The sequence below is a fragment of the uncultured Acetatifactor sp. genome (genome assembly GCF_948601915.1).
In the GTDB taxonomy this organism is placed as follows: Bacteria; Bacillota; Clostridia; order Lachnospirales; family Lachnospiraceae; genus Acetatifactor.
The window spans coordinates 1-12278 of sequence record NZ_CAPDXS010000112.1; the positions used below are offsets into that span (position 1 = coordinate 1).

Annotated in this window: 12 protein-coding genes; 1 reads left to right on the forward strand and 11 read right to left on the reverse strand. The window is 53.1% G+C overall.

Annotated elements, in window-relative coordinates; translation table 11 throughout:
• Window positions 1-216: 216 nt before the first annotated feature.
• Window positions 217-1548 (reverse strand): MATE family efflux transporter, encoded by a 1332-nt coding sequence (locus Q2B33_RS17270; RefSeq protein ID WP_300566313.1) that lies wholly within the window; start codon window positions 1546-1548, stop codon window positions 217-219.
• Between the two features lie 118 nt (window positions 1549-1666).
• Here Q2B33_RS17270 and Q2B33_RS17275 point away from each other — a divergent pair, with 118 nt between their 5' ends.
• Window positions 1667-2605 (forward strand): LysR family transcriptional regulator, encoded by a 939-nt coding sequence (locus tag Q2B33_RS17275; RefSeq protein WP_300566316.1) that lies wholly within the window; start codon window positions 1667-1669, stop codon window positions 2603-2605.
• Between the two features lie 7 nt (window positions 2606-2612).
• On the opposite strand, the gene spoIIID is transcribed toward Q2B33_RS17275, so the two are convergent.
• From spoIIID to Q2B33_RS17325, 10 genes are all read right to left on the reverse strand, one after another.
• A complete protein-coding gene (spoIIID, locus tag Q2B33_RS17280) occupies window positions 2613-2876 on the reverse strand; it encodes a sporulation transcriptional regulator SpoIIID (RefSeq protein WP_296465314.1) in 264 nt (87 codons plus the stop codon).
• Window positions 2877-3029: 153 nt separating this feature from the next.
• Complete coding sequence (locus tag Q2B33_RS17285) at window positions 3030-4610, reverse strand: AAA family ATPase (protein ID WP_300566321.1); 1581 nt, start codon at window positions 4608-4610, stop codon at window positions 3030-3032.
• 21 nt (window positions 4611-4631) lie between these two features.
• Entirely contained in the window at window positions 4632-4829 is a 198-nt protein-coding gene (locus tag Q2B33_RS17290) for a purine biosynthesis protein PurH (RefSeq protein WP_300566324.1), read from the reverse strand.
• A gap of 148 nt (window positions 4830-4977) precedes the next feature.
• A complete protein-coding gene (locus tag Q2B33_RS17295) occupies window positions 4978-6654 on the reverse strand; it encodes an ATP-binding protein (protein ID WP_300566327.1) in 1677 nt (558 codons plus the stop codon).
• Window positions 6651-7328, reverse strand: a complete 678-nt coding sequence (locus Q2B33_RS17300) for a winged helix-turn-helix domain-containing protein (protein WP_300822920.1) — start codon at window positions 7326-7328, stop codon at window positions 6651-6653. Before Q2B33_RS17300 ends, Q2B33_RS17295 begins: the two co-directional genes overlap by 4 nt.
• Window positions 7329-7338: 10 nt before the next feature.
• Window positions 7339-7992, reverse strand: coding sequence for a phosphate signaling complex protein PhoU (phoU, locus tag Q2B33_RS17305; protein WP_300566358.1), 654 nt, complete (start codon window positions 7990-7992; stop codon window positions 7339-7341).
• The gene (gene pstB, locus Q2B33_RS17310) at window positions 7992-8747 is read right to left on the reverse strand and encodes a phosphate ABC transporter ATP-binding protein PstB (RefSeq protein ID WP_300566332.1); all 756 of its coding nucleotides are present in this window, start codon (window positions 8745-8747) and stop codon (window positions 7992-7994) included. The genes phoU and pstB overlap by 1 nt, the downstream gene beginning before the upstream one ends.
• A complete protein-coding gene (gene pstA, locus Q2B33_RS17315) occupies window positions 8744-9607 on the reverse strand; it encodes a phosphate ABC transporter permease PstA (RefSeq protein ID WP_296463416.1) in 864 nt (287 codons plus the stop codon). The genes pstB and pstA overlap by 4 nt, the downstream gene beginning before the upstream one ends.
• A 5-nt stretch (window positions 9608-9612) precedes the next feature.
• The gene (gene pstC / locus Q2B33_RS17320; RefSeq protein WP_296463418.1) at window positions 9613-10479 is read right to left on the reverse strand and encodes a phosphate ABC transporter permease subunit PstC; all 867 of its coding nucleotides are present in this window, start codon (window positions 10477-10479) and stop codon (window positions 9613-9615) included.
• Between the two features lie 37 nt (window positions 10480-10516).
• Window positions 10517-11632, reverse strand: a complete 1116-nt coding sequence (locus Q2B33_RS17325; protein WP_330684780.1) for a phosphate ABC transporter substrate-binding protein — start codon at window positions 11630-11632, stop codon at window positions 10517-10519.
• Between the last annotated feature and the right edge of the window lie 646 nt (window positions 11633-12278).

Below are 12278 nucleotides of genomic sequence, written 5' to 3' on the forward strand. Positions count from 1 at the left end.
ACACGACGCTCTTCCGATCTAGTCTGGTTTCACGGCAAGTGAAATCGTTAAGCATCCTCAGCGCTTCCCGATTCGCCTGACTTCCTTCATGATGCGCTTCATGCTCTCCGGGGATACGTTGTCGGGAACGGAATGGGCAAAGATTTTTCACGGATTTCCTACAGGATGGCCTCGTTGTCGTTCCACAGCGCCGCGCTGATGCCGCCCCTCAGCAGTTCAGGCCCCCAGCCTACGGCAGGCCCTCCGGTAGAAGAAAAGGGACATCCCCGTAGCGATGGTCCAGCCCACAGGCCAGGAGCACCATATGCCCAGGGCGGAGCCTGTCCAGCCGGACAGGAGGAAGGACAAGACCACCCGCAGGATCAGATCCGTGAACGTGGCGACCATGAACTGCCCCATGGCGCTGGTGCCCCGCAGGATTCCGTCCGCCACCAGCTTCACGGACACCACAAAGTAGAACGGGGACAGGATCCACAAAAACTCCCTGCCCGTCTGCAATGCCGTCTGCGAGCTCCTGTCCATGAAAAGCAGCAGCAGATACCTGCCGAACGCCACATAGGCAATACAGAAGGGCACGCACAGGCACCACACCAGCCGCCAGCCTGCCCGGAAGCCCTCCCGGATCCGCCCGAACCTTGCGGCCCCCAGGTTCTGGGCCGCGAAATTGGATATCCCGTTGCCGATGGTGGTAAAGGAGGTGATCACCAGGTTGTTCAGCTTCACCGCCGCGGAATATCCGGCGGCCACGCTGACCCCGAAGCTGTTTATCCGGCCCTGGATCAGCATGTTCCCCACCGAGATGAAGGACTGCTGCAGGATGCTGGGGATGGCCACTACAGCTATCTTTCCCAGCAGGCTCCAGGAGAAGACCAAAACCTTCGTTTCCGTCCGGATGTCCCGCAGCCTCTTCAGCACCAGAGCCAACGACAGGATGCAGCTTGCCCCCTGGCAGAGGAATGTGGCCCAGGCCACGCCTGCGATGCCCATGGAGAAGCCCTTCACGAAGAGGATGTCGATCAGGATATTGGCCGTGGAGGACAGGGCCAGGAAGAGGAAGGGCGTCCTGGAGTCCCCCAGGGCCGAGAAGATGCCCGTGGCGATATTGTAAAAGAACAGGAAGGGCAGCCCCCAGATATAGATGTCCAGGTACAGGGCGGAATCCGCCATGACCTCCGGCTGGGTCTTCATCAGCCGCAGCAATGTGTCGCAGGAGGCGAGGCCCCCAAGCATCAGCGCGGCGCAGAGGACGCCGCTGGCAATCAGCGCCGTATAGACCGAGGATTTCATGGTCCTGTAGTCCTTCGCCCCGAAGAGCTGGGATACGATGACAGAGCATCCGATATTGCAGCCGAAGGCAAAGGCGATAAAGATGAGGGTGATGTTGTAGCTGTTCCCCACCGCCGCCAGTGCCCTCTCGCCGATAAACTTCCCTGCTACCAAAGAATCCGCTATGTTGTAAAGCTGCTGGAACACGATGCTGCCGAACATGGGCAGGCAGAATGCCCACAGCACCTTCCGGGGCTCCCCCTGTGTCAAATCCTTGTTCATGACTTTACCCTTCCTTTCCGTTTCTCAATCCTCTTTACATTTTCCCGGAAACCTATTATACTACGGAAGAAAGGATACGAAAAATATATCTATCATATATGAGGTATATCAATCAGATATGGATATCGACTTCGAATATTTCAAAATCTTCTACTATGTGGCCAAATACGGAAATATCACCAAAGCCGCGGCTGCCCTGGGGAACAGTCAGCCCAATGTGACCCGGGTGATGAAGCTTTTGGAGGCGCAGCTGGGCTGCCGCCTGTTCCTGCGGGAGGCCAGGGGCGTCAGCCTGACGGAGGAGGGCGAGCTGCTGTACTCCCATGTGGAAATCGCCTGCCTACACCTGTGGAGCGCCCAGACCGAACTCCGCGGCCGGGATTCCCTCCGAAGCGGCACGGTGGAGATCGGCGCCACGGAGACGGCGCTGCACCTGTTCCTGCTGGACGCGCTCCAGGATTTCAGGCGCAGGCATCCCGCCGTCAGGATCAAGATCCACAACCACACCACCCCGGAAATCATAAAGCGCCTCACCGACGGAAAGCTGGATTTCGCCGTGGTCACCACGCCCTATGCCATGCCGCATTCGGTTCGCAGCGAGAAAATATTTGATTTTACAGAGATACTGGCGGGCGGTCCAGAGTATAGGAGCCTGTCCAGGACAACTTCCACGCTGGGTGGGCTCCAAAACTGCCCCTGGATCGGGCTGGGCAGGGGGACCGCCACCTATGATTCCTATCGGGACTTCTTCGCGGCTCAGGGACTGGATATGGAGCTGGACATGGAGGTGGCCACTTCCGACCTGATGCTGCCGCTCCTTCTGGGCAATCTGGGCATCGGCTTCGTGCCGGAACAGACCGCTCTGCCCCTGATAAAGGATAAAAGGCTGGTGCAGATCCCCCTGGACTGCGCCCTTCCCAGGCGGGCCATAGAGATCGTCTCCGGCAGCGGGCATGGGATGGGGCTTGCGGCGGACGCCTTCTGCAGATACCTCAGAGACCGGTGGAGCCCGGAATCCTCCCACGGAAAAGAGCCACTCGTTCCGAATGGCCCCTGACGCGCTTCTACGCCATGCTGTTCTGCTGGTGCAGATATTTCTCTTTCGTGGCAAGCCCTCCCCTGATATGGCGCTCGGACTTGTTCAGGTCCAGCACCTTCCTGGCCTCTGTGGCCAGAGCGGGATTGACCTGCATGAGACGCTCGGTCACGTCCTTATGTACCGTGCTCTTGCTGACCCCATAGGCCTTTGCCGTCTGCCGTACTGTGGCATTGTTGTCAATGATATAATTGGCGATGCCGATGGCGCGCTCTTCGATATAATCCTTCAAAGGAATACCCCTTTAAGATACCTTTTTTCCATTGTATGAAGGATTTCCGGAGGGTATGACTAACGATTCGGCTTTTTGCATCCTTTCTCTGTGGGTACTTCCTGCGGCTGATTATGGGCATAAAATCAACACACACTTTGATTTGAGGCAGCATCACATGCCATAGCTCTCTATCCTGCACCGATGCTTCCTTTCCCCTGCCGGCGCATCCTTGTCATAGCTGATGCCCACCAAAAGGATAGCGCTCCCGTAGTCTTTGACAGCCTCCGGATAGCGCCTGTCCCGAATCTGATCCAACGCGCTGTCCACCGACTTTTTCCATTTCAGCTCAATGACCAGCACGGGCAGCGGGGAATTCTTCTTCGGCAGATACACCACATCCGCGTAGCCGCTCCCTGCCGGCAGCTCCTCGAACATCACATATTCGTCCCCATAGCTGAAATAGGCCCGTTTGATCACGCTCCGCAGGGCCTGTTCATTGTTGTAATACAGGGGGGATTCCTCCTCATGGACCTTTTCGATCTGTCTGGCCACAGCTTCCTCGTTTCCCTGGACAGTATCTGCGATAAGCTGTTCGCTCTCCCTCACCCGCCTGATGGTATCGTCCCTTTTTACCTGCCGTATGGCTCTGGCGAATTCCTGTCTGATTTCCTGGTTGGGGATATGGGCACTGCGGGTCTCCTCATTGTAAGTCAGATATCCCAGGTGGATCAGCAGCGTCAGCACATCATCCCTGTCCCGGAAGGTGGTCAGATCATTGGCGAATCCTTTCGTATCCACCTCTGTCTCCACGCCGCCGATCAGCTCCGTCACCGTCCTGCCAAGCCCGTCGAAATCCAGGTTGATATATCCCATCAGGCTCTCTGCCGCAGAGGTCTGGGTCCAGTAGGAGTCAAAGTCGTCATTGATAATTGCCTTCATGACGGAATTGGGATTATACACGGAATCCAGATTCCGGAAAGAATATCCGTCATACCACCTTTTCATCATCGCAAAATCGTTTCCGTACATCTCGCAGAGCCCACGGACCTCTCCTTCCGTAAATCCCACATAGGGCCCGAACTGTCTTGGCTTGACCATGGTATACTCCAGGAAATCCGATATGGCGGACTGGGAACCGTCTTTTTTGACAGGAAGAATGCCTGTCATGTATACCGCTGCAAATATCTTACTTGTCATGCCGCTGTTTTTGAAAAGAGCGCGCAGGAATTCCAGATATTTTCTCTGCAGGCCGGGACGTCCATACGCTTCCCTGATAGGGGCATCCCATTCGTCGATGATCATGATGAACTTATTACCCGCCGCCTCCACCGCATTGGCCAGCATCGCCGCAAAGCCTTCCGCGCTTTTCACGCCCGGGTACTGTTCTGTCAATTCCCTGATTACATTCCGCTGGATATAGGGCACGACCTCCTCCACAGAGGCTCCCCCTATCGCTTCCGTCATGTCCAGATAAATCACATCATACCGGTTCAGATGCTCCCGATACCCTTTATCCTCCGCAATCTTTAAATCGTCGAACAGCCCCCTCGAATCACAGGTTTTGTCATAATAAGCGCACATCATCTGCGCCGCGAAAGATTTCCCGAAGCGGCGCGGCCTGCTGATACAGGTCAGGCGCCTGGGCGTGTCGATGGTCTGGTTGATCAATCCAATCAGGCCCGATTTGTCCACATAGATATCATTTCTGATTCCGCTAAATCCGCTGTTGCCGGGATTCAGATAATTTCCCATAGTCCCCTCCCCCTCTCCCGGCTATTTGTCGCCGGACACATATTCCGCCCGGAACTCCCGGTTGATTTCCGCAAGCTCCTTCAGGCCGTCAATATATGGCTGATACATCTCCGCGATTCCGGCGCTGCATCCATCGCAGGCCGCCGAAATATTTCCCAGGGATTCAGCCACGATTCTTTCCCGTTCCTCCCTCGTGGTATCCTGTATCAAATAGCCCATTCCGCTCCTTTCCTTATAGCCCGCTGACATTCTTCCAAAATCAGATATCAGATAAAATCCGCATAAGCTGCGCCTGTGTACATTATACCCCCACCAGACCTATTCCACAATCAGATATTTCAAAAAGGGCATCTGAAAACTCATGGTTTCAGCATCCGTCAGTGAAGTTTTTATCTTCCGGAATAGAAACCCGTATCAAAGTTCCCTGCCCGGGACTGCTCTGCAGGTCGATTTCTCCATTCAGATACTGTACGGCATGTTTCACGATGGAAAGCCCTAAACCCGTACCGCCGGATTCCTTGGAGCGGCTCTTGTCCACCCGGTAAAACCGTTCGAATATCCTTGCCTGATGTTCCGGCGGTATGCCGATTCCCGAATCCTCCACCGCAATCACGGCCTCATTTTCCCGCCTGCTTATGGCCACTTCCACCCTGCCGCCGATTTTGTTATACTTGATCGCATTATCGCAGAGGTTAAATATGATCTCCGTCAAGAGCCGCCGGACGCTTTTTACACTGACTTTTTCCCCTGTCAAAGTCATTTCTATCTCTTTTGCCGCCGCTATATCTGCCAGTCCTGCCATCACGTCAGAGGCCGCTTCATATAAATCGACCTGCTCAAAAGGCATATCGCACCTCTCGTCCAGACTCGATAAACGGATAATATCATCAATCAGCGTTACAAGCCTTCCTGCCTCTGTGCGGATATGCCCTACGAAACGTGTCATATCCTCCGGTTTCACAAGGCCGTTTTCCATCAGTTCCGCACTCCCCATTATGGATTGCAGCGGCGTCTTCAGCTCATGGGATACATTGGCGGTAAATTCCCGCCTGTTCCTCTCCGCAAAAGCCGCTTCCGTTATGTCAAAAGCAAGTACCACCGCCCCGATTACAGAACCCTTCGATTCAATCCGGTTGATGTGGAGCTGGTATTCTTTTCCCTCACGTTCCATACGGATTTCGCTGTGCCCGCTTGAAAGTGCGTCTTGTATGGCACGACTTACATACAGGCTGCGCTCCACTGTCAGAAAGTCTTTTCCTTTACAGGAACGGCTTGTATGGAACAGCTTAAGCGCGGCAGGATTGATGTTCAGAATGATGTTCTTCTCATTCAAAAGCACAAGCCCTTCCGTCATGCCCTGGGTAATCTGTGCAAATTCGTCATTTTTTCTTTGAAGTTCCGACAACTGCATATCAATCTGCCTGTGCTGCTTATTGATACGGTTCAGCAGGGGGGCCAATTCCTCATAAGTATTGTTTTCCAACGGCTTTTCCAGATCAAGGCTGTTCAGCGGCTCCGTGATATGTCTGGAAATATGGCTTGCCAATACTCCCGATAAAATGAGGGTCACGACAACCACGATCAGAATCGGCTGCACCATTCCCAAGACAAGCACCCATATGGTAACGCTGCTGACAGAAATCCGTAATACCGAGCCATCCTTCAGCCGTCTTGCACAGTAAAGTGTTTTCTCCAAAAGCGTGGTGGAATAGCGTGCGCTTTTTCCCTCCTCGTTCCGCAGGGCTTCCTGTATTTCTTCCCTGTCCCCATGGTTCTCCATACCTTCCCCATGGGACTGCGTATCATATAGGACCTCCCCGTTTTCAGCGACCCATGTCAGACGGTACTCCCTTGACTGTAATTCCTCCAGATAGCCCCGCCCATCCTTCTCAACGGCTACGACAGCCAAAGACAGCTCATCCTCCAACTGTTTCCCCTGAACGTCACTGAAATAACGGTAAAGACACCCCACGATGATCACAAGGCTTGCAATCAGGACAGCCCCTGCCACCGCCATGATGGATTGAAAAATTTTCTTTGTCATGCCTGCACCTCTAATCTGTAACCAATTCCGCGCACTGTTTCAATCATTTTCCCGTAATCTCCCAATTTCATGCGCAGGGTACGGATGTGCATATCGACTGTCCTTGTCTCACCCACATAATCGGCGCCCCATATAAGGCCGAAAAGCTGGTCGCGGGTAAACGCAATGCCCGGGCGGGAAAGGAACAGCCTGAGAAGCTCAAATTCTTTTAAGGTAAGCTGGATTCTTTCCCTGTCGATAGCGACCGTATGCTCCTCTAAATTCACCACAAGTTTTCCTGCTTGCAATAGACGATCTACCTCTGTGGGCTTACACCGGCGAAGCACAGCCTTCACACGGGAGACCATTTCCATCATCCCGAAAGGCTTCACAAGATAATCGTCCGCCCCCAGATCAAGGCTCTGGACTTTATCATATTCCATGCCTTTTGCTGTCGCCATGATCACGGGAATCCGGCAAGTGTCAGGATTTCCCTTTAAAAATTTCAGCAGTTCCACCCCGTCCTCCCCGGGCAGCATAATATCAAGGATAATCAAGTCCGGCTTACTCCCGGATAAAGCGCCGCGAAAGGCGCGGGCATCCGAAAAGCCCTCTGCCTCAAAATCAGTGGAATGAAGCGTATATACCTCAATATCCCGAATGCCGGCATCATCCTCTACACACCATATCTTCATAGGCCCGCTCCTAAAAATCGACTGTTTTTTTGTGTTCTCCCGTCACGGAAAAAGCCACCCACTCCGCGATATTTACCGCATGATCCCCGATGCGCTCAAAATATTTGGCGATCATCAGTAAATCCAGCGCATACCCTCCGTCTGTGGGTTTTTCTGCTATCAGTTTCATCAACGACGACTTGACCTGTAAAAACAAATCGTCAACCACATCGTCACGTTCCATCGCCGCACCGGCCAATAGGATGTCCTGTTTTACAAAAGCATCGATGCTCTCTGTGACCATTCGGCTGGCCGCATCTGCCATGAACCGGATTTGTCCGCACTCCCCGCCGGTCCTTCCGCCAAGAAACGGGATGATTTCCGCGATATCCGCCGCCTGAGTTCCGATACGCTCCATATCGGTAATCATTTTAAGGGCTGCGGAAATCTGCCGCAGATCCTTTGCCACAGGCTGTTGCTGTAGCAGCAGTTTCAGGCACAGTGTTTCAATCGTGCGTTCCATGTGGTTGATTTCCCCGTCAAGGGATAAAACCTTATCCGTCAGCTTCACTTCGCCTGTCGTCAGTGCCTTTGAAGCAATGGCGATCGCTTCCTCACACATGGCCCCCATCCTCGTAAGCTCCTGATTCAGCGTGGCAAGCTGCTGGTCAAAACGGCTTCTCATCATCCAAACCTCCCCGTAATATAATCCTCTGTCCGTTTATCTTTCGGCTGCTCAAACATCTTTTCCGTATTTCCATATTCGATTAAGCCGCCCAGGAGAAAGAAAGCCGTATTATCGGAAATCCGCACAGCCTGCTGCATATTGTGCGTTACGATGATAATAGTATACTGATTCTTCAGCTCCATTGCAAGCTCCTCTATTTTCGATGTGGAGATTGGGTCAAGGGCGCTTGTAGGCTCATCCATCAGAAGGACATCCGGTTCCACCGCCAGTGCACGGGCAATGCAGAGCCGCTGCTGTTGGCCTCCCGACAGTCCCAATGCCGATTTCTTCAGCCTGTCTTTTACTTCCTCCCAGATTGCGGCCCCGCGCAGGGAATGTTCTACGATATCGTCCAGTTTTGCCTTGGCTTTGATTCCATGGGTCCTGGGCCCATAAGCGATATTGTCATAAATGCTCATGGGAAAGGGATTCGGCTTTTGAAAGACCATGCCGATGCTGCGGCGGAGTTCATTGACATCAACATCCGCGTCAAAAATATTCTGATTCCTGTACCATACTTCACCTGTCGTCCTTGCACCGGCGATCAGGTCATTCATTCGATTCAGGGATTTGAGAAAAGTGGACTTTCCGCACCCGGAGGGGCCGATCAGGGCTGTAATGCTCCGCTCCTCAATCTCAATATTGATATCTTTCAAAGCCTGTGCACTGCCATACCAGAGGCACAGGTCCTTTACCCTCATGACAGGATTCATAGGTTCCTCCTTTTCCGGAAGCAACTGCCCGCCAGTGTGGCCGAAAGATTGATACATACGGTCAAGATCATCAGGATAGCGGCAATTGCAAAGGCGATTCCAAATTCTCCGTTTTCTTTTGCATAGACATATAATGCCACGGTCAGCGTCGCCCCCGGGCTGCCAAGCCCTTCCAAAATCCCGTTCAGGGCATGGGCAAAACCGGCCGTAAAAAGAAGCGCCGCCGATTCCCCGAGTATCCGTCCCACTGACAGGATACATCCCGTTATCACACCATCCATACAACCGGGAAGCACAACGGTATAGATCACGCGCCATTTTCCGGCCCCAAGTCCGAAAGCGCCCTCGCGAAAGCTTGCCGGCACCGTTTTCAGGCTCTCCTGTGTGGTGCGCATGACAGTGGGTAGATTCATGATCGCCAGCGTAAACGCCCCTGCCAGGAGGGAAGTCTTCATACCAAAAAACCGGCAGAAAAACAGCATACCGACAAGTCCGTAAATAATGGACGGAATTCCGGACAAGGTTTCGGCGGCATACTCAATCATGTCTACCAACTTCCTGTTTTTCGCATATTCCGTCAGGTAGACAGCCGCGCCTGCTCCAAGGGGGAGGACAAATACCAATGTCGCGGCCACGATATAGACTGTGTTCAGAATATCCGGCAAAATCCCTATATGCTCAGACAGATAGCTGGGCTTCGTGGCGATCAGTTCCCATGACACATTGGGCAGTCCTTTATACAATACATAACCGATTAAAAATACTACCAGTGCGCAAGTGATACTTACGGAGATTCCCATCAACGCATCCATGACGGCAATATAGGTTTTCCTTTTCAGGGAAATGGATTGTTTTTGCATTTTATTTACTCCTGTTTCAAAAAGAAATTCAATGCGGCATTGATCAGCATGATGAAGAGGAACAGCACCAGTGCAATGGAAAACAATGCCTGTTTTTGCAGACTGCCGTCAGCCGCATAAGACATTTCACTTGCCACAGCGGTGGTAAGGAAGCGGACGCTCTGAAAAAGGTCCGGCATATTGGGCGCGTTCCCCGCCACCATCATAACCGCCATGGCCTCGCCGATGGCCCTGCCCACGCCTAACACCACAGCAGCCGCAATGCCGCTTTTCGCTGCCGGGACAGATACCCGGAAATATGTTTCAATCGGCGTCGCGCCAAGGGCGAGAGAGGCGTCCTCATATTCCTTTGGAACCGCCTCCAATGCCGTGAGCGATACCTTGATAATGGACGGCAAAATCATAATGGCAAGCACAATAATGGCTGCAAACAGGCTGGCTCCGTCCGGGATGCGGAAGGCGATCCGTATCCCCGGAACAAGCACCATCATGCCTACAAGTCCGTAAACCACGGAGGGGATTCCTGCCAGCAGGCTGACTGCCGCCTCCATCACAGCCTTCCCCTTTGGCGGCGCAATCTTAGCGAGATAAACTGCTGTCAGCAAGCCGATGGGCACTCCGATCACGATGGCGCCAGCCGTACCGTAAACGCTGGTAAGGATGAACGACAAAATCCCATACCGGGGCTGTGCTGCCGTGGAAGCCCATTCCTTCCCGAAAAGGAAATCCAAAATGCCTATTTTGCGGACAGCCGGAATCCCGGATATCACAAGGTAAACGGTAATCAGAAGCACACAGCCCACCGTAATCATGCCAAGTATCAGGAATATGCCATGTATGGCATTCTCCATGAAGCGCTTTCTGTTCTTCATTTGACTCACCTTTCAACCCCCTGAATCGTCCGCAGGCTTATTCATTTACCGGTACAGCGCCCGCGGATGAGATAATCTCATTTGCTTCCGATGAAGTAATATAATCAAAGAACTTCTGCGCTGTTTCTGAGAGGTCTGTGCTGCTTTTTGTCACCAATACAAAAGGACGCTGTACTACATAGCTTCCGTCTTTCACGGTATCTTCCGTAGGCGCAATGCCGCCCACCAGAAGCGCTTTAACCGTCTCCTTTACAGACGCAAGGGAGGCATATCCGATCGCCGCAGGATTACCTGCCACCGCCCCCATCACATCTCCGGTAGATGTCAGCTCCTGGCGGTATTTGCAGGCATCTTCTGTACCTGTGATGGATTCAAAGCCATCCCTTGTGCCGCTCCCTGCCTCACGGCCAATGAGGACAATTTCCAGATCATTGCCGCCTATGTCCTTCCAGTTCGTTATTTCGCCCATGTAAATCTTTCCAATCGTATCAAGGGCAAGGTCATTTACCGGATTTTCAGGATTTACAATGACGGCAATGCCATCCAGGGCAAGTACCGTTTCAGCCAATCCCTGGGCTTTTTCTTCGTCCTTCAGATTGCGGCTGGAAAGGCCGATGTCGCAGCGCCCTTCTGCCACTGCCGTAATGCCGGAGCCGGAACCGGTGGGATTATAGGTAAAGGTCACGCCGGAATTGTTTTCCTCAAAGGATTCTCCCAAAGCGCCGATTACCTTTTCCATAGAGGTCGAGCCATCCGTAGATACTGTGCCGCTGTCTTTTTTCCCACATCCTGTCATAGCTGCGAGCATGAGCGATCCAATCGTGATGAGAGCGGTAAACTTTTTCATGATAAGCCTTCTCCTTTTCTTTGCGGTATTTTGTTTTTCATATATGATGATAGGCGTTGCCTGTAAAATAAAAAATACAGGTTTTGTCAAATTTTTGTAAAATCGGCATGTATATCGCATAAATTGTGCAACTAAAATCCTGGTGCAGGTGGGGGTACAGTGCGTATAAGAATTGAATTCAGAAATGCAAAAAACGCTATAAGAAGGTACATCTTCCGGGATTTCATCATCCGGTAAATTCTTTACAACTTCTTCACTTCCGGCGGCAGTCGCCGCATCATAATACCAGCCTGCACGGAACGCCACCCCGCCAGGCAGCTTTCGATCTGCTCCCTGGCAAGGTATTCCGGCGGCCTCTGTTCCTGCCGCAAAAGGCCGGGGCTCTCTATATCACCCGCATATCCGCAGCATCTCCCGCGCAAGCTGGCAGTTCTCCTCCTCCAGGGCAAGCGACTGCTCCAGCAGGGCAATCTGTTCCCTGCGCAGCCCCGATGTGGACGCGCCGGATGCCTTTACGGTATTGTACGCAATTTCGCACGCAGAAGAACGGCTCGCCCTGCTCCGGAACGCCGCTGCTGCGTCGGCGATGGCCTGACAGTTCTCCGCCATCTTTTCCAGCCGCTCCCGGCCCGTTTCCGGAACCAGGGAAAGGTTCTCCCGCAGCCAGTCTGCCGCCACGCGCCTGGAGTCCGCCAGTGTCCCCAGCATGTTGTCGTTTACGCTCAGGCGTCTTTGGACATTCTCCCTGTCGTGTTCCAGCCGGAAGTCCTCCTCCCTGGAAAGCCCCTTTATCCATGCCCTGTAGGCATCCTTTCCCTGATGATAGCCCCGGCTCTCCTCCGCCTCAAAAGAACCGATCAGCGCGGCCAGAGAGGCTTTCAGGATATCCATGGGAGATTTCCGCTCCCCCTTTTCCCCGAAATGGGCGATGAGGAAGGGCCAGAAATCGCTG